Below are 17,409 nucleotides of genomic sequence, written 5' to 3' on the forward strand. Positions count from 1 at the left end.
AGTTCATCAGCAACATGGGTCGCCTGGAGGTGCCCAGCAGAAAGGAACTAGGACAATGACAAACGCTCAAGAAATCATCGTAGTCGGTGGCGACGGATTCTGCGGCTGGCCCACGGCACTTCACCTCTCGAAGCTGGGGCACAACGTCACTATCGTGGACAACATGTCCCGTCGGGAGATCGACAAGATAATGGGCGCAGACAGCCTGACGCCTATCGCGTCGATGAAGGACCGCTTGATTGCTTGGAAAGATCAAACCGGCCGCACAATCAAGTTTGAGAAGATCGATGTCGCGCATGAGTTTGAGCGTGTGCTCGCCTTGCTGAGTTCGGTAAACCCCGACACAATCATCCACTTCGGCGAGCAACGCGCAGCCCCCTACTCCATGCGCGGCGTCACCGAAAAACGCTATACCGTCGACAACAACATCTCCGCCACGCACAACCTGCTGGCCGCGTCAGTCGAGCTGGGCCTAGACCCGCATTTCATCCACCTCGGCACGATGGGCGTCTACGGCTATGACGACGACGGCATCGAGATCCCCGAAGGATATCTGCCCGTCTACATTCCAGGAGACAACAACAAGATCTACCAACGTGACATCTTATATCCAACCAATCCAGGCAGCGTCTATCACATGACCAAATCAATGGATCAGCTGCTGTTCCAATTCTACGCCAAAAACGATTCCCTCCGCATCACGGACCTTCATCAAGGCATCGTCTGGGGCACCCAGACAGATGAAACCAAGCTTGATGAGCGCCTTATCAACCGTTTCGACTATGACGGTGACTACGGCACGGTGCTCAATAGGTTCTTGATGCAAGCCGTGGTCGGCCACCCTCTGACAGTGCATGGCACTGGTGGTCAGACCCGTGCCTTTATCCATATCCAAGACACGGTAAAATGCCTTGCCTTGGCCGTGGGAAACCCGCCTGCCCGCGATGGCAAAGTGGCGATCCTGAACCAGATGACGGAAACCCACACTGTGCGCTCCTTGGCTGAACTCGTGGCCAAAACCTCTGGGGCGCAGATTGCCAATGTGGACAACCCACGCAACGAAGCCGCGGAAAACGACCTGCGCGTGTCAAACAAAACCTTCTTCTCGCTTGGGCTAAAGCCTGTCACATTGGCAGAGGGGCTAATGAATGAAACGCAAGAGATCGCGGCCAAATACGCCCGTCGCTGCATCCACAAAATGATCCCTTGCGTGTCCACTTGGACGGACAATCAACGCCCGGGTGTTGTTCATCGCGACGACAAGCAAGTCGCTTAATCACGTATCGTGGCAATAGCGCCGGATCCGCTTGGAGGTGGACCCGGCGCAAATTGCCCTGAGACACTCTTAATATATCGGTGAAAAATATGCGCATGATTGGCATTGGGCTGATGGGATTTCTTCTTGCAGGCGTGGCCCTCCTGTTGTCGACAATGAATATCTTGGAAAAGGGGCAACGCTATGTCACTGAACTGACAAAAGGCCCGCAGCTGGTTTTCGAAGACCGCCGCGCCGCGCCTGCAAAGGACGCCGATCGGGCCGTCATTTTGCGCAGCACCCCCAGCCATCCGGTTATTCTTTCCGGTTTGCCCGCCTATCAGGGGGTCGCATTCAACATGCCAATGGATGCGCGCCCTACGTCTGGATACCTCCAAATAGATGCAACATTGCAGGTCCTTGACGGCGTTGAAGGGGTGCTTCGCATCTCCATCGACAACGCCCGCAGAGGCGAAATGTTGCTGCGTCCGGGCGAGGTTGGGCGATCCTTGCAGATTCCGCTTTCACCGACGGATTTTGTAAGGGACCAGCTGGTTGTTTCTTTCTCATTGCAAGGTGAGGGCCCAAAGTCCCACTGCAGCAAGGACGAAGGTTTTGAAGCCGTCGTTGAGATTGAAACAACCAGTGCCGTCTATCTCACGCTAAGCCAGCCGCTGGGAGCTGCGCATGACCGCGTCATCGCCTGGGGGAATATGGCGCGGGTGGCGTGGCCTGATTGGCTCAAGGCTGATGAAAGGCTGCGCCGCTTGGTTTTGGCCACCCAATTCCAACAACGCGGCATTGAGACGGCAATGATTGATGATCACTCCGCCGATGCCCTGACGACCACCGAGTTGCGTTCTGCACTGCCGGTCTTCACGAGCCATGGCGCCGCTCCGGAAATCGCCGCGTGGCCCCGATTTATCGCGCAAAACGGAGCAAACGCTGGAATGCGCAGGTTTCACCGAAAAACCATTTGGCGCGAGCGGTTCGCCCTGCGCGATGCCTCCGAGATGCGCTACCTTAAGACTTTCGAGCTTCACCTCGCACTTGGGGATGCGGGGCAAAGGATGCCTTGGGCGTTAACTGTGACGCTCAACAACCGCCTTGTGCACCAGCAAGTGACCGAAGCAGACCAACAGCTGCTTAGGGTCGAAATTGAACTGCCTTCGGAGCTGCAAGCCGCAGTAAATGTAATTGAGGTCACCGCAGCGTCCACACATGCAGGTAGCCAGCCCTGTGACGACAGACCCGAGCTCATCGCGGAAATGTTGCCGGACACCAAGCTGATCGCAGGTACGACAACCTACTCCGACACGATGACGAAACTGCACGCCGCTTTAAGCAATATCGGCCCCCTTCGCATCGGGGCGCTGTCCAGTTTGACTGCTGCAGATGCTCAGATCGCCAGTACAATCATGGCGCGTTTGCTGCCTTTGGATGCCACCTTGAAGCCCGCCACCACCACGGCTGAGGTTGTGGTGTTTCCCCCGCAATCCGGCGCCTTTACCTTGCCGCATGCAGATCCTATCTGGCTTGTCAGTCTCGATACCGGAACGGAAGAACTGGTGGTGCGCGCCCTTGAAGGCGGATCACTGCTGCCCCGCAGTTCCATGGCCGTGCTGATCATCCCCTCCGCTGTAGATATTCAGGAGTTGGCGATATGAGCGAGGCTGACGACAAGCGCGAGCAGATCAACTACATCTCGGTCGATAGCGCGCCCAAACGATTTGCAGGTCCCGTGTCCGAGTGGCAGGCCCCGCAAATGCTCCTGTTGTTCACGGCGTTGGCCACGGTGCAACTTTGGGCCGTAAACACCGATGTTGCCGAACAGATTTTTCCGAACCACGACTATGTCTTTTCCCCCCATGAAGGGCGGCATGCGATTGCCATTCGCATTTTCCTGACGTCCTTTTTCGTGTCCTTCGCCGCCTTTAGTCACGGCGGGTCCCGTGGTCGCATTTTATTCGGCTTGGACATGACCCTCACTTTCCTTGTGGGCTGTGCGGCCTTTGATCTGGCGAATGCCTTTGTTCATAGCGTGATGGGCGCTTCCTTTTCGCTTCATTTCAGCGCAATTGCGTCCGGTCTATTTGGCTTCGCGGTCTACTCGTTCAAGCTATTGGAGCGCGGCCTGATGCCCGCTCGCATTCGCATCGAACATGTGTCGGTTAGCCAAATGTGGGCCTTTGTTCGTTTGGGGATCACATTGACGGTTGCGGCGTTGGTTGCGCTTTGGGTTGGCGGAATGGAGCTACCCGCAGTCACCATTTTGCGGCAATGGACTTTGTTGGGTGGCATTGGCCCTGGGGTATTTTTGTTTTTGCCCGTTTTGTTCGCGCAACTCTACCTGCTGGCGATCTATGACGTGTTAACTGCGAAGACCCCGAAATTCGCCCCGCCGGTTTCCGTGATCGTGCCTGCACATAATGAAAGCTACATCATCAAGGAGACGATCAACGCAATGGACCGTGCGGCCGTTCACTATGGCGGCGAGGTCAATATCCTGATCATGAACAACAATTCCACCGATGACACAGAAGAGATCGCGCGCAAGGCGCTGGCCAACTGCCACGCGGCGAAAGGTCGTGTGATCAACGTCCCCAAACCCGGAAAATCCAACGCATTGAACGCGGGGCTGGACGCTTGCGAAACCGAGTTTCTGGTGCGTGTCGACGCTGATACCCTAGTGGGCGAAGACAATTTCTCCCGCGCCATGCCCTATTTCACCAACCCGTTGGTGGGTGTCGTGGGCGGGGTGCCCGTGCCCCCGGGCGGCGCCCTGTTCGATCGCGCGCGCTTGCTGGAGGTTCTGGTAAAACACGGGTTCTATTCGGTTGCCATGGGCGCGGTGAATGGAGTGGTCGGCATCCCGGGGATGTTCGTGGTCTACCGTACCCATCACCCACGATATTTGGGCGGCTTCGTGGAAGGCATGAACGGGGAAGACACTGATATTTCCTTGCGGATTGGCGAGTTGGGGTTTCATTCTGTGGTCGACCCTAAGATCCGCTACATCTCTGAAGTGCCCTCGTCCTACAGTCATATGCGAGAACAGCGCATGCGGTGGTTCCGGTCCATCTACCATATCTCCTCTCGGTGCCGCGACCTGATTTATGGCCCCAACAAAACTCTGCGCGGCAAGGTTATTTTGCCCTATATGCTCATCAATTCTGCGCGTCGGGCCATGCTGGTTCCTTTGATCATCTATGGCAGCTTGGAATGGGGGCTGCGCTTCAACCCCGACAGCCCGATTTTGTGGCAGTCCATTGTGGCCGTGACAACCGGAGCACCGGCGATAATGGCCGTTGTGGCCTCTTTGTTGAACGGAGTTCCCAAGGGAATTCTCGCCCTGCCCGAGTATCTGATTTTTCGCGTGTTGCGGGCCTATTTCACCTTGGAGTCGATGCTTAGCATTTTGGTGGATGTTGAGGGGGAAGACCTCGAACATGTCATCCGCATGGATATCGTCCCAGACAAACCAACGCGCGTAGCATGACCCGCTGTTTTGGCACCCTATACGTTCGGGGGCTCACCTCTTCGAACTTTCCACCCCCTACCCCTGCGCGCCCCGCAAGAGGCGCAAAAACCGTCGTAGGATTGGCAAACCAACAGATACAGCACCCCCCAAACTGAAAGCGAATGCGTGATGACAAGACACATATACGGAACTCCACAAGACAATGTCATAACCGCGGGGAACGGCAAGGATCACATCTTGGGCAAAGCAGGCGACGATCTGATTTTTGGCGGTGCGGGGAACGATGTTCTGGGCGGCGCTGCGGGAAATGACATTCTTTACGGGGGCTCCGGAGCTGATGTTCTTTACGGACGCTCCGATGACGATGAGCTGCACGGCGGCACTGGAAACGACCAATTGGTCGGCGGCGCGGGTTCGGACCTGATATTCGGCGATGAAGGGGCGGACAGCCTGACAGGTGGCAATGGCCATGATGTTCTGCATGGCGGGTCCGGAAACGATCTCCTTGTTGGAAATTCTGGCGAAGACCTGTTGGCGGGCGGCCACGGCATGGATGTCCTTATGGGGGGCAGCGGTGCCGATCGGCTTGAAGGAGATACCGGTGCCGATACGCTAAACGGAGGCGCCGGAGCAGATGTTTTGCTTGGGGGCGCCGGAGCAGACAGCCTTCATGGCGGATCAGGCATTAATCACCTGTCCGGCGGCACCGGCGCAGATGTCTTTGTGTTCAACGCGGATGTCACCTATTTTTCAGACACCATCACCGATTTTCAAGCCTATGGTTCTGGGCAGGACCAGTTGGATATGTCGAGCTTCAACCTTTTGCACGCCAACCCAGATGTGGGGGCATGGGCGCAAAGGTCCATCGCTCAAACCGATGATGGGAACCTACGCATCACGCTCTCTGCATCCCAATCGATCATCATTGAAGATCATGCAGATATAGGGTCACAGCTGCTTGGCGAAGTCCTTGACGCCATTGCCTTTTAAAAGACCCAGAAGGTTTGCTAGCGATTTCATTGCACCCTCAGCCCTGCTGAGAACATCATGATCTCTGCTAAATGCTGTGGATTTACTGATTTGGTTGCGGGAGGGTGAAACCGCCGAAACCTACCTGTTCTTAAATGCGCGGTATGATCTTAGTAGAATGGCGGGGAGCAGTCATTCGCTTCATGTGCGTGGGCTCTAGAGTAATCTGGTAAGAGCAGCCGTTCGATGAGAAGTTAAATCCACAAATGTTGCAAATGATCTAATGTCTCCACTGAGCCCTGAGTGACTAATGCTGCAGAACGCGCGAACGTCGGCTTCTGAAAAGAAATGCTCAGAACTTCAAAAAACCTTTGACCCTGACGTTAGTGTCAGGGCTCTAGGCAAGCCTCTTATCGACCCCAAAAGATTCGCAGATAGGAGACTGAGCGAGATGACAAATAGAGATGAATGGCAGGGCAAAGTAGCGATCGTCACAGGGGGCAGTTCTGGGATTGGCCAGGCGACTGCGATCGCGCTGGCAGACTTGGGTGCAAATGTCCTGATCACTGGCCGCAATTGGGATAAATTGTCTGACGTTGCCGCCTTGAGCAACAACATAGAAGCTTTGCAGATGGACAGCGCAGACGCGAAGAGCGGTGAGCAGATCGTCGATGCGACTATGTCGCGCTGGGGCCGCATTGATTTGGTCGTCAACAATTCCGGCGCAGGGCAACCAGCCCCAATAGATGCCTATGACGCGGACATCATTGCCAATATGTCGGCGGTGAACATCATGGCCCCATCTGTGCTGGTGAAAGCGGCCCGTCCCGCCCTAAGCGCGCAAAATGGGTCAATCGTGAACATCAGCACGGCCGTTTCTCGGAACGCGGCCCCCATGCTGTCGCACTACGGTGCAACCAAAGCCGCCCTAGAACATCTGACCCAATCCTGGGCCATCGAGCTGGCAGGTGACGGTATTCGGGTCAACGCCATTGCTCCGGGGCCCGTTAAGACAGGGGCGCTGACTGGAATGATGGGCCTCCCTGAAGAGATGGCCGAACAAATCGAGGCACAAGAAGCGGCGCAAGTACCCTTGGGCCGTCGAGGTGTGACAGCGGATATCGTGCCATGGATCTTACGCCTCGGAAGCGCTGAAAACGAGTGGCTAACAGGCCAAGTTTTGACCATCGATGGCGGCTGGTCACTGCGCGTTTGATGTGAAGGGAACCCGGTGGCGCAACCAATCCACCGGGTTCGCCTTGATAAACACATTGAACATTAACATTTAAGTCAGGCTGTGTAGGAGACGTCTGAGATGCAAGCAAAAGAAGCTGCCGAAAAGTTGCAGATCACGCAACGCATGTTGCGCCACTACGAAAAAGAAGGGTTGATGGCGGTTGGGCGAACACTCAATGGCTATCGCAGTTACTCTGCAGCCGATTTGAGGCGCGCTGGTCGCATCCGCGATTTTATTGCGACGGGCTTTTCAACTCGCGAAATCCGCGCCATGAGCGCGTGCCTGTCGGACGAGGGTTCTGGCCCGTGCGAAGGCGGCGTGGAGAAACTGCGAGAAAAGCTTGAGCATATCGATAGGCTTCGGGCGGAACTTGACGACAAGCGAAACGTTGTAATTGATAAGCTCGCCGCATTGCAAAACGGGCTCGCCACCGTAAGCAGTCGTTGACCTTTAAATTGGCAAGATCCGCTTTGTCCCGCATCTTTTCCGTCCCTATACTTAAAATTTTGCTCCCGCGGCGAATGGCAGGTAGAACGGCAGCGTCAGCAGCACTCGAGCTCCAAGTTCAAGGTCCGGGCGCCGAATTAGAGAACAAACTCCCAGCCCTGCCTGAACAAGATCCAATTCTACTTCACCCTGCCCCCTCAGAGACCTAGCGTCGCCTTGTCGGGCTGCCGCAATCAAGAGACCAGTAGATCCGAGACCTCAGAGCTGCTGCGTGGTCTGCTTTCTGAGGGGCTTCTGCACTCTGACGAGAGCGCTGAAGATAGCCATGTGATTGAACTAATTGGCGAACTGACTGCGACCTTGGGGCTGACGGCCCCTAGAGACGACAAAATCCGCCGTTTTAGGGGCGGATTGACGTATCAATTGGTTGCGGGAGTAGGATTTGAACCTACGACCTTCAGGTTATGAGCCTGACGAGCTACCGGGCTGCTCCATCCCGCGCCAATTCGGTTTTGATGATTTATGCCCGCTGAAACACATGTTCAAGCGAAATCGACAGCCTATCCGCGAAAACTGTCTTTGGGATTTGGTGACCATCCGATCCAGCAAACAGCTTCCAAAACAAGGCGCAAAAAACAAAGCCTAGGCGTCGCGTCCTTTGAAGCCGGTGGCCACCACAAATTTTTCCGAGCTGTCCTGACGGCTTGCACCCGGCTTGAAGTTCGCCACTTTCTTGAACTTTTGCTTCAAAATATGCTGCAATTCCCCCTCGGCCCCTCCGGCGAGGACTTTGGCGACAAAAACACCGCCTTCTTCCAGCACATCAAACGCGAAGTAAGCTGCCGCTTCGCACAGCGCAATAATGCGCAGGTGGTCGGTTTGTTTATGACCGCAGGACGCGGCTGCCATGTCACTCATCACCACGTCAGCCGTGCCACCCAGCCATTCCTTGACCTTATCGTCGGCGCCCTCTTCGAGAAAATCCAGCACATGTATCTCGCATCCGGGGATCGGCTCCACTTCTTGCAAATCGACGCCCAGCACGGTGCCTTGCGCCTTGCCTTGACGTTCCCCTAACGCATTTACGCGCCGCGCCGCGACTTGGCACCATCCACCGGGCGCGCACCCAAGGTCTACAACCCGCTTTCCTGGCGTCAAAAAGCGGTACTTATCGTCGGTTTCGGAAATTTTATAGGCCGCCCGCCCCCGCAGGCCTTCTGCTTTGGCGCGCTTCACATAGGGGTCGTTCAGCTGGCGTTGCAGCCACAACGTAGAGGACATGGTGCGGCCTCGCGCGGATTTCACCTTAACCTTCAGGTCCCGCTGCCCGCGCCCCGAGGTGTTGCCGCCTTTGCCGCCTTTAGGTCCGGTTGGTGATTTGGCCATGATCTCTACTTCACTTAGCTATGAGTTTCCCGCGAAGGCACTCCCTACCTGCCTACGCCCCTAAAGGCCAGCCTAGTACGGCCCCTCCTCCAGCACGCCGTCGCTGGACATCTGCGCATAGAGCAGCCCCTCGCGCAGCCCGCGGTCCGCTACAGACAAGCGATCGGTGGGCCACACCCGCAACAGGGCTTGCAAAATCGCCGCCCCCGACATGATCAACGCATGGCGGTCTTTTCCAATACGCGGATCGGCGCGGCGCCCTTCAGGCCCCATATGCAGATACCCTTGGATCACTTGGTCGATCTGGTCGGAGGTCATACGCAGGCCGTCCACCTTATTGCGATCATAGCGTTTCAGCCCCAGATGCGAGGCGGCCACAGTGGTCACGGTGCCGGATGTGCCGACGATCTGAAATCCGGCACGCACCTGATCTGCGTCGATATAGGGAGTGAACTCCGCTAAGTTTTCCTCAAAGAACCAAGACATTAGGGCAAACCGCGCGCCATCGTCGTCGACATCGTTGAACTGATCTCGCAAAGTCGCCACCCCCAAGGGCACAGAAATCCAGTCGACCACTTTGGCGGCGGGAAAGCTGCTGTCTTTGCTGTCAAAGCCGGTATGAAGTCGCATGATGGCGCGGGGCCGGTCGACTTTTGGGACGCGGCTCAGATCGATCCAAACCAACTCGGTGGACCCCCCGCCAATGTCGACCACCAACAATTGTTCGGTATTAACCGAGACCAGCGGAGCGCAGGAAATCACCGCATAGCGCGCCTCTTCCTCCGGCTTGATGATCTCAAGGTCAATTCCCGTCTCGCGGGTCACAAGTTTCATGAACTCCGCCGAGTTGCTCGCCCGACGACACGCCTCGGTGGCGACCAAGCGCATGCGCTTGACCTCATGGTGACGCAGTTTCTTCTGGCAAATCTTCAACGCGCCTACAGTGCGAGCCATTGAATTGCGGGACAATTTACCCGTGCTCTCCAGCCCCGCGCCAAGCTGGACGGATTTGGAAAAGCTGTCGACCACATGGAACTGGCTGCCCTTTGGCTGGGCAATCAGCATCCGGCACGAATTCGTGCCGAGATCCAGAGCCGCATAAAGATCGGCTGGGTCAGGTTTCCCTGCCGGAGCAGGATGGGTCGCGGGCCGCGCGGTCGGCACAATGGCCGGTTTGACGAACGGGCCCGCGCTATGTGGCGGTCGTTTCGCCATGGCGCAGGGCCTCCTAATGATGGGTTACCTTCAACGTAGGAGCGCAATCGGTTTGAAGCAAGCACAGACCTGCGCCCATCCTCATAAAAACCATGAGAAATATGAGACGCCTCGATACTGGCCCAATTTCAGCAACCCCCTTAACTAGGTCTGCGACATCTCTGGGTCGCTCTGCTCTGATTAAATGTCGAAATTGCACCCTGCCTGTTCGGCGAGGCCCCCTAGTCTCAACACAACGCTGAGCCAACAAGAAGGATTCGACCCTATGCCTGATGTGACAATAGTTTACTGGCGCGACATCCCTGCGCAGGTCATCGTCGGCAAAGGCCGTCGGGGGCATAAGGTGCAACTGGAGGAACGCTTCGAGCAAGCCATCGATCGCGCAGCCATGAAAGTCGGGGCAAAGGATGCCGATGCCTATTTGGCCGATTGGCGTAAAGCTGCGCCCTATGCTGTCGATGGTGACCCTCAACAGGTCGCTATTGCCGAAGCGGCCCGTCTCGAAGCTGAATACGACGGCGATAGGATCAAGCAGCTGATCGCGAATGATGGCAATGCCACCTGACACGATCGCCACGCGCATAAGGGAGGGGCTCATGGCCTTGTTGAATTTTAAACGTAAAACGGCGGATGCACAGACAGTAAACCCGCAGGTTGAAAGTTTTCTGCAAGACTATTCCATCGAGGTCATGCCGCGCACTGCTGAAAAGGTTGACGATTTCCGAGCATTGCTGCCGCAAGACACCCGCGTTTATGTCGCCCATATCGAGGGCACGCCGATTGAGGACATGGTCTCAACCGCCGCGCGCTTGAACGCTGATGGCTTTAAAGTCATGCCGCATTTTCCTGCACGGATCATCAAGGACAAAGCCACATTGGCCGATTGGATCGCCCGCTATCAGGGTGAGGCGAATGTCGATCAGGCCTTGCTGTTGGCGGGCGGTGTGGCCGATCCTCATGGGGAGTTCGACAGCTCTATGCAATTGTTGGAAACCGACCTGTTCGGCAAAGCCGGCTTTTCGCGGCTGCATGTGGCGGGCCACCCAGAGGGCAATCGCGATATCGACCCAGATGGCGGAATGAAGAACGTCGACGAAGCGCTTGCTTGGAAACAAAAATTCTCCGCGACAAGTGATGCGAAAATGGCGCTTGCCACGCAGTTCGCCTTTGAGGCCGACCCGATCATTGAATGGGCGAATTCGATCAAAGCTGCGGGCATCGACCTGCCGGTACACATCGGCATCGCGGGTCCGGCCAAACTTCAAACATTGATCAAATTCGCCATCGCATGTGGGGTTGGTCCGTCATTGAAAGTGCTTCAGAAGCGCGCGATGGATGTCACCAAACTGTTGCTTCCCTATGAGCCAACAGATGTCATCACCAAACTGGCAGCCCATAAAGCCGACAATCCTGACTTCAACATCGAGTCCGTCCACTTCTTCCCCCTCGGCGGCATCAAAACCAACGCCAATTGGGCAATTTCCAATGGCGGTCGCTCCGCCGTTCCAGCAGATCAAGCATAAGAAAGATCAAGAATGACCCGCACCGTACTGGAATCAAAAACAAAAACCACCGTGATTGGCTTTGACGAGCCCTTTTGCGTCATTGGCGAACGGATTAACCCGACGGGCCGCAAGATCCTGAACGAAGAGCTGGAAAAAGGTGACTTTTCTCGGGTTGAAGCAGATGCCATCGCCCAAACCATGGCCGGTGCCAACGTGCTGGACATCAACTCCGGCGCGGTGTTTTCGAACAAAATGGCCGAAGACCCCCGCTATGCCGACAACAATTTTGTTGAACCGACCTTGATGAAAGAACTGGTAGAGCGGGTTCAGAAGGTCTCTGACATTCCGCTGTGCATTGACAGCTCTGTGCCTGGTGCATTGGAAAACGGCCTTGCGGCGGCGGAAGGTCGCCCGCTGCTGAACTCCGTCACCGGCGAAGAAGAGCGCCTTGAGCTGGTGCTGCCATTGGTCAAAAAATACAACGTACCCGTTGTTGCCATTTCCAATGATGACACTGGGATTTCCGAGGATCCTGATGTGCGCTTTGCCGTCGCCAAAAAGATCGTGGAGCGCGCCGCCGACTTCGGCATTCCTGCTCATGACATCGTTGTCGATCCGCTTGTGATGCCAATCGGCGCGATGGGCACCGCTGGGCTGCAGGTCTTTACACTGGTGCGTCGCTTGCGCGAGGAACTTGGGGTGAACACCACTTGCGGCGCGTCCAATATCTCGTTCGGGCTTCCAAACCGTCACGGCATCAACAATGCCTTCTTGCCGATGGCGATGGCCGCTGGGATGACATCCGCGATCATGAACCCCGTCGCTTTGCCCATTGGCCCAAAGAAGATGCAAGAAAAGCTGGACGCATTGGCCGCTGCAGGCATTATTGTGCCAGACGATATCGACCCCGAATTGCTGGTTCAACTCACCGGCATGGGGTCCACCAAACCGCAATCCGGCAAGGAAATGGAGGCCATCCGCGCCGCCAACTTCCTTATGAACCAAGACCCGTCCGGCGCGGCATGGATCAACGCCAATAAACCCAAGAATGCCGATGGCAGCACGGCTTCCGCACGCGGCGGACGCTCCGGCGGCCGTCGCCGTCGGGGCTAGGCTAAGTCACACTTATCGCGGGCAAATCTTTGAAACAGCTTTGCCCGCGCCTCAACATTAGTTAACGTCCGATCGATATTTTCGGAGTTTTCATAATGTCATTCATTCAGCGATTAAAACCTCAACTCGAGCGCCCCCGCGAGGATCGCCCCTTTGGCAGCGGATGGCTGTCCGGTGGCGGCGCCCTCTTGGCGAGTTTGACCGCCGCAGCCCTTTTGGCCATCATGTATTTTCCCGGCCTGTTTTCCACGCCGGACCTCGCAACCGTCGCCACCGCCGCCAACCTTCAGTTGTTGCTGCAGGTGGTTTTGCTTTTGGGATACGCCTTCGCCCTTTTGTCCTTGCTGTTGTCTCGCGACAAAATTCTCGGCTGGACAGCCCTGTTTCTGATCATCACCGTCTCCTTGATCGGAACGCCCGATGACGGGCAGGTCGTAACTGCCCCGCTTTATTTCGGTCTTGATTTCTTCATTCTGAACGTCGTGTTTCTTGGCTTCCTCTTTGTCCCGCTGGAGCGCTACTTCCCGCAAGATTCTGACCAAACGGTCTTTCGCCCCGAATGGCAGGAAGACATGTTTTACTATCTTGTGTCCTCCTTGATGGTGCAGGTTCTAACCTTCCTGACGTTCATGCCGTCCAATTTGATCACCAGTTACATTGACATGAGCGCAGTTCAGGACTGGGTCTTCGCCCTGCCCTTCGTCGTCCAGCTGATCGCAATCCTGATTTTCTCGGACTTCGTGCAATATTGGGTCCATCGCACATTTCACATGGTTCCAGCGCTGTGGCGGTTCCACGCGGTTCATCACTCGGTGGAGCATCTGGACTGGTTGGCCGGATCACGCATGCATTTCATTGAAATCGCTATCTTGCGCGGCTTTACCGCTGTCCCGATGTTCACGCTGGGCTTCGATCCGGCCGCCATTCAGGCCTATGTTTTGATTGTGTATTTCTACTCGCATTTCATCCATTCCAACATCGGCTGGGACCTCAAAGCGGTGGAGCGCACGTTCGCCACGCCAAGGTTCCATCACTGGCATCACGGCGCAGAACGCGAAGCAATCGACATCAACTACGCCATTCACTTCCCGATTTTGGACCGCCTCTTTGGAACGTACCACATGCCCGAAGGCCGTTGGCCCAAACGCTATGGCGTGGCCGGAGAGCAAGTGCCGCGCGGCTTTGTGAAGCAGTTCATGCACCCGTTCACCAAAAAGAAGTTGCCTGATACGGAGTAAACAAAATTCAGGGTTGGCCTTGGTTTCTACGGGCCAACCCTGTCCCAGCGGGATTTATGCGGCCAATTGCTTGGCCGAGGTCACCCCCCACACAGGCCACAGCAAAAGAAGCAGATAGCCCGCGTTGCCCAAAACATTCAGGGGGGCTGCAGCAAGGAGCGAGCCGGTGCTGTCGATCACGAACCACGTAAGAGCCCCCGCAGTCAGCATTTTTCGCACCGCCATTGGCGCTTCTTCACAAGGCTTTCCCGACGCGGCAAACCAAATTGCCCCTAATCCCGCAATCACACCCCCCGCAATGGCAAGCATCAAGCGCGCGACCGGAGAGGTGCCATCTACCCCCGCGCCAATCGGCCAAATGACCAAGTCCGCAAACATCATCGCGGGCATATTAAGTGCGGGCAAGGCTGCAAGGGCGCAGATCGCTCCGAATATCAGGTTTACCACCCCGACGATCTTCAACCGGCGACTCATTGTCTGGATTTCCATGAATTATTCTCCGTTTATGGTGAAATCGCACAAGACCTAGCCAAGCCGCCCGCCGCAAAACAATTACCACCAAGGTAAGTGAATTCACTTTTCACCTCATGTAACCTACCCCCATGAGCAAATTCGGACCACAGCTTCAGTTCTGGCGCAAAGCGCGACGCCTGAGCCAACTGCAACTCGCGGTTGAAGCCGACGTATCTTCGCGCCACATCTCGTTTCTGGAAACCGGCCGCGCGGCCCCAAGCCGCCCTATGGTGCAACACCTCAGCGATATACTCGACGTTCCTCACGCACGGCGAAATGATCTGTTTGATGCGGCAGGCTTTTCACCTCAACATAGCAGATCGGCCCTTACGGATGAGCACATGCAAATGGTGTCCTCCGCCATGTCACAGATGTTGGAACGCCACGCGCCGTTCCCTGCGATTGTCATTGATGCGAACTGGGTGCTGGTTCAGCTGAACAAACCGGCTCAGAAGCTCTTTGGGGCCATCGGGCTTGGCTGCGGGGCGAACATGCTGGATTTTGTCGCCACCTCTGGCGCCGCTGCGCAAGTGATTGAAAACTGGCCAGAAGTGGGACATCACTTCTTGCAACGCCTCACCGGTGAAAGCCGCGCCGCTGGGGGTCTACGGGCGCTCGACAAGGCAATAACGAGTCTCAGAAATGATCCCGCTATCGCAAATTACGATCCCCCCAGCCCGTTGCCGCCGCTGATCTCGATCAACTACTCTGTGGGGGGGCTGAAATTGCCCATGATCTCGGCGATTGCACAGTTCGGAGGCGCCGAAGATTTGACCGTTACAGATCTGAAAATCGAGCTGATGTTTCCAGCGACCAAAGAGGCCCAGACATGGCTAGAAGAAAACTTTGGAAGCGACCCGTAGCTATAGCCGCGCAATTCCGTCGTTTCATTCATAAAAACCATGCGCATTCTTGCCATATCACGTCGCAGACAGCCATTGCGCCCAGACATCAATTCCCTACAACTTTGGGGGAAACCAGCCACTGGGTGCCCAAATGTCCGATCAAGATCCGCTCGTTATTTTCACCCCGTCCGGCAAGCGCGGACATTTTCCTGTTGGCACCCCCGTCCTGACAGCCGCGCGCCAGTTGGGCGTGGACCTTGATAGCGTCTGTGGCGGGCGCGGGATTTGCTCCAAGTGCCAAATCACGCCCTCCTTTGGTGAATTCCCCAAGCATAAGGTCACCGTGGCCGAAGACGCGCTTTCTGAATGGAACAGTGTCGAGCAACGCTACAACGACAAACGTGGCCTGACTAAGGGCCGCCGCCTAGGTTGCCAAGCGCAGGTTCAGGGCGACGTCGTCATTGACGTGCCCGAAAGCAGTCAGGTGCATCGCCAAGTCGTCCGCAAACGGGCCGAGGCGCGGGACATTACGCTGAACCCATCGACCAAGCTGTACTATGTCGAGGTGGAACAACCCGACATGCATGAACCATCGGGCGATCTGGAACGGCTTGTTCAGGCTTTGCGTAAGGAATGGGACCTGCCCGATCTGGAGGCAGACCTAGGCCTGCTGAAAACGCTGCAACCCACTTTGCGCAAAGGCGACTGGAAGGTAACCTGTGCCGTCCATCTGGGGGATACGATGTTCGGCCCGCGCATCATGCATATCTGGCCTGGCTTTTATGAAGGCACCGTCTACGGGCTGGCTGTCGATTTGGGCTCAACGACCATCGCGGGGCATCTATGTGACCTTGCAACCGGAGAGGTCGTGGCGTCCTCGGGCATCATGAACCCGCAAATCCGCTTTGGCGAGGATCTGATGAGCCGCGTCAGCTATTCCATGATGAATGCCGGCGGCGCGGATGAAATGACCCAAGCCGTGCGCGAGGGAATGAACGCCCTGTTTGTGCAGATCGCCTCAGAGGCCGAAATTGACCGCAACCTGATCGTGGACGCGGTTTTCGTTTGCAACCCTGTGATGCATCACCTGTTCTTGGGCATTGATCCGTTCGAGTTGGGCCAAGCCCCCTTTGCGCTGGCCACATCCGAAGCCTTGTCCCTGCGCGCCATAGAGCTGGACCTGAACCTGCATCCCGCCGCACGGGTTTATCTGTTGCCTTGTATCGCGGGCCATGTGGGTGCTGATGCCGCGGCCGTGGCCCTATCCGAGGCCCCCGATAAATCCGACGATCTTGTTTTGGTGGTCGATGTGGGCACCAACGCCGAAATCCTGCTGGGCAACAAGGACAAGGTGCTTGCCTGTTCTTCCCCAACAGGCCCCGCCTTTGAGGGCGCGCAGATCAGCTCTGGCCAGCGCGCCGCACCCGGGGCCATCGAGCGCGTGGAAATCGACCCCGTCACCAAAGAGCCACGGTTTAGGGTGATCGGCTCTGACGTATGGTCCGATGAGGATGGCTTTGACGCGGTCATCGCCAGCACAGGCATCACTGGAATCTGCGGCTCCGGCATTATCGAGATGGTCGCAGAGATGCGCATGACCGGCATTGTCGACGGCCCCGGTCTTATCGGCTCGGCAGAACAAACCGGCACATCTCGGTGCTTTCTTGATGGGCGAACCTATAGCTACTTGGTCTATGAGGATGCGGAACGCCAGATCACCGTGACCAACCGCGACATTCGCGAAATCCAGATGGCCAAGGCAGCGCTGTATTCCGGCGCACGGCTGTTAATGGATAAGTTTGAGGTCGATAGCGTGGACCGCGTGGTTCTGGCCGGTGCCTTTGGCGCGCATATCTCGCCCAAACACGCGATGGTGCTGGGGATGATCCCTGACGCACCGCTGGAAAAAGTCACCTCGGCGGGCAATGCGGCGGGCACTGGGGCGCGGATTGCCCTGCTCAACACAAAAGCGCGGAGCGAGATTGAGAAGACTGTGCACAACATCCTCAAAATCGAGACCGCCATCGAGCCGCGCTTTCAGGAGCATTTCGTCAATGCCTCCAATATCCCCAACGCGGTGGAGCCCTTTCCGATCCTATCTTCGATCGTCACCCTGCCCGATGTGAACTTCAACACGGGTGGTGGCGACAAAGAAGGCGGTCGTCGCAGACGCAGGCGCTCTTGACGCCACCGCTTGGCTCACTT

15 protein-coding genes and 1 tRNA gene are annotated in these 17,409 nt (G+C 56.4%); 12 read left to right on the top strand and 4 right to left on the bottom strand.

Annotated features, from left to right (window positions below; translation table 11 throughout):
• The first annotated feature begins 55 nt into the window (after positions 1 to 55).
• From Q0746_RS01340 to Q0746_RS01365, 6 genes are all read left to right on the top strand, one after another.
• The gene (locus Q0746_RS01340; protein ID WP_298256439.1) at positions 56 to 1,276 is read left to right on the top strand and encodes an NAD-dependent epimerase/dehydratase family protein; all 1,221 of its coding nucleotides are present in this window, start codon (positions 56 to 58) and stop codon (positions 1,274 to 1,276) included.
• A gap of 89 nt (positions 1,277 to 1,365) precedes the next feature.
• A complete protein-coding gene (locus Q0746_RS01345; protein ID WP_298256441.1) occupies positions 1,366 to 2,922 on the top strand; it encodes a hypothetical protein in 1,557 nt (518 codons plus the stop codon).
• Positions 2,919 to 4,754 carry a glycosyltransferase gene (locus Q0746_RS01350; protein ID WP_298256443.1) on the top strand — a complete coding sequence of 612 codons (1,836 nt, stop codon included), beginning with the start codon at positions 2,919 to 2,921 and terminating at the stop codon, positions 4,752 to 4,754. The genes Q0746_RS01345 and Q0746_RS01350 overlap by 4 nt, the downstream gene beginning before the upstream one ends.
• Positions 4,755 to 4,904: 150 nt before the next feature.
• Positions 4,905 to 5,726 carry a calcium-binding protein gene (locus tag Q0746_RS01355; protein ID WP_298256445.1) on the top strand — a complete coding sequence of 274 codons (822 nt, stop codon included), beginning with the start codon at positions 4,905 to 4,907 and terminating at the stop codon, positions 5,724 to 5,726.
• Between the two features lie 430 nt (positions 5,727 to 6,156).
• Positions 6,157 to 6,921 (top strand): SDR family oxidoreductase, encoded by a 765-nt coding sequence (locus Q0746_RS01360; RefSeq protein WP_298256447.1) that lies wholly within the window; start codon positions 6,157 to 6,159, stop codon positions 6,919 to 6,921.
• A 99-nt stretch (positions 6,922 to 7,020) separates the two neighbouring features.
• Entirely contained in the window at positions 7,021 to 7,389 is a 369-nt protein-coding gene (locus Q0746_RS01365; protein WP_298256449.1) for a MerR family transcriptional regulator, read from the top strand.
• A 424-nt stretch (positions 7,390 to 7,813) separates the two neighbouring features.
• Here the strand turns inward: Q0746_RS01365 and Q0746_RS01370 are convergent.
• The 3 genes from Q0746_RS01370 to Q0746_RS01380 all read right to left on the bottom strand — a co-directional run bounded on the left by Q0746_RS01370 (position 7,814) and on the right by Q0746_RS01380 (position 9,990).
• Positions 7,814 to 7,890 (bottom strand) — tRNA-Met (locus Q0746_RS01370).
• A 141-nt stretch (positions 7,891 to 8,031) separates the two neighbouring features.
• A complete protein-coding gene (locus tag Q0746_RS01375) occupies positions 8,032 to 8,775 on the bottom strand; it encodes an RlmE family RNA methyltransferase (protein ID WP_298256451.1) in 744 nt (247 codons plus the stop codon).
• A 72-nt stretch (positions 8,776 to 8,847) separates the two neighbouring features.
• A complete protein-coding gene (locus tag Q0746_RS01380) occupies positions 8,848 to 9,990 on the bottom strand; it encodes a Ppx/GppA phosphatase family protein (protein WP_298256453.1) in 1,143 nt (380 codons plus the stop codon).
• Positions 9,991 to 10,255: 265 nt separating this feature from the next.
• On the opposite strand from Q0746_RS01380, the gene Q0746_RS01385 reads away from it, so the two are divergent.
• From Q0746_RS01385 to Q0746_RS01400, 4 genes are all read left to right on the top strand, one after another.
• On the top strand, positions 10,256 to 10,555 hold the full coding sequence (locus Q0746_RS01385) for a virulence factor (RefSeq protein ID WP_298256454.1): 300 nt from the start codon (positions 10,256 to 10,258) through the stop codon (positions 10,553 to 10,555).
• A gap of 31 nt (positions 10,556 to 10,586) precedes the next feature.
• Positions 10,587 to 11,513 carry a methylenetetrahydrofolate reductase gene (locus Q0746_RS01390; RefSeq protein WP_298256455.1) on the top strand — a complete coding sequence of 309 codons (927 nt, stop codon included), beginning with the start codon at positions 10,587 to 10,589 and terminating at the stop codon, positions 11,511 to 11,513.
• Between the two features lie 12 nt (positions 11,514 to 11,525).
• Positions 11,526 to 12,608, top strand: coding sequence for a methyltetrahydrofolate cobalamin methyltransferase (locus Q0746_RS01395; protein WP_298256457.1), 1,083 nt, complete (start codon positions 11,526 to 11,528; stop codon positions 12,606 to 12,608).
• 95 nt (positions 12,609 to 12,703) lie between these two features.
• Entirely contained in the window at positions 12,704 to 13,846 is a 1,143-nt protein-coding gene (locus Q0746_RS01400; RefSeq protein WP_298256459.1) for a sterol desaturase family protein, read from the top strand.
• 54 nt (positions 13,847 to 13,900) lie between these two features.
• Here the strand turns inward: Q0746_RS01400 and Q0746_RS01405 are convergent, their stop codons facing one another.
• Positions 13,901 to 14,335 (bottom strand): hypothetical protein, encoded by a 435-nt coding sequence (locus Q0746_RS01405; RefSeq protein WP_298256461.1) that lies wholly within the window; start codon positions 14,333 to 14,335, stop codon positions 13,901 to 13,903.
• Positions 14,336 to 14,448: 113 nt separating this feature from the next.
• Between Q0746_RS01405 and Q0746_RS01410 the strand changes: the two genes are divergently transcribed.
• Positions 14,449 to 15,222 carry a helix-turn-helix domain-containing protein gene (locus Q0746_RS01410; protein ID WP_298256463.1) on the top strand — a complete coding sequence of 258 codons (774 nt, stop codon included), beginning with the start codon at positions 14,449 to 14,451 and terminating at the stop codon, positions 15,220 to 15,222.
• A gap of 133 nt (positions 15,223 to 15,355) precedes the next feature.
• Positions 15,356 to 17,389, top strand: coding sequence for an ASKHA domain-containing protein (locus Q0746_RS01415; protein ID WP_298256465.1), 2,034 nt, complete (start codon positions 15,356 to 15,358; stop codon positions 17,387 to 17,389).
• Positions 17,390 to 17,409 lie beyond the last annotated feature (20 nt).

The sequence above is a fragment of the uncultured Litoreibacter sp. genome (assembly GCF_947487515.1).
Classification (GTDB): domain Bacteria; phylum Pseudomonadota; class Alphaproteobacteria; order Rhodobacterales; family Rhodobacteraceae; genus Litoreibacter.

Coding starts and splice junctions, on each gene's coding strand:
- Q0746_RS01340 (WP_298256439.1), top strand. CDS start 56: ATGACAAACGCTCAAGAAATCATCGTAGTCGGTGGCGACGGATTCTGC.
- Q0746_RS01345 (WP_298256441.1), top strand. CDS start 1,366: ATGCGCATGATTGGCATTGGGCTGATGGGATTTCTTCTTGCAGGCGTG.
- Q0746_RS01350 (WP_298256443.1), top strand. CDS start 2,919: ATGAGCGAGGCTGACGACAAGCGCGAGCAGATCAACTACATCTCGGTC.
- Q0746_RS01355 (WP_298256445.1), top strand. CDS start 4,905: ATGACAAGACACATATACGGAACTCCACAAGACAATGTCATAACCGCG.
- Q0746_RS01360 (WP_298256447.1), top strand. CDS start 6,157: ATGACAAATAGAGATGAATGGCAGGGCAAAGTAGCGATCGTCACAGGG.
- Q0746_RS01365 (WP_298256449.1), top strand. CDS start 7,021: ATGCAAGCAAAAGAAGCTGCCGAAAAGTTGCAGATCACGCAACGCATG.
- Q0746_RS01375 (WP_298256451.1), bottom strand. CDS start 8,775: ATGGCCAAATCACCAACCGGACCTAAAGGCGGCAAAGGCGGCAACACC.
- Q0746_RS01380 (WP_298256453.1), bottom strand. CDS start 9,990: ATGGCGAAACGACCGCCACATAGCGCGGGCCCGTTCGTCAAACCGGCC.
- Q0746_RS01385 (WP_298256454.1), top strand. CDS start 10,256: ATGCCTGATGTGACAATAGTTTACTGGCGCGACATCCCTGCGCAGGTC.
- Q0746_RS01390 (WP_298256455.1), top strand. CDS start 10,587: ATGGCCTTGTTGAATTTTAAACGTAAAACGGCGGATGCACAGACAGTA.
- Q0746_RS01395 (WP_298256457.1), top strand. CDS start 11,526: ATGACCCGCACCGTACTGGAATCAAAAACAAAAACCACCGTGATTGGC.
- Q0746_RS01400 (WP_298256459.1), top strand. CDS start 12,704: ATGTCATTCATTCAGCGATTAAAACCTCAACTCGAGCGCCCCCGCGAG.
- Q0746_RS01405 (WP_298256461.1), bottom strand. CDS start 14,335: ATGGAAATCCAGACAATGAGTCGCCGGTTGAAGATCGTCGGGGTGGTA.
- Q0746_RS01410 (WP_298256463.1), top strand. CDS start 14,449: ATGAGCAAATTCGGACCACAGCTTCAGTTCTGGCGCAAAGCGCGACGC.
- Q0746_RS01415 (WP_298256465.1), top strand. CDS start 15,356: ATGTCCGATCAAGATCCGCTCGTTATTTTCACCCCGTCCGGCAAGCGC.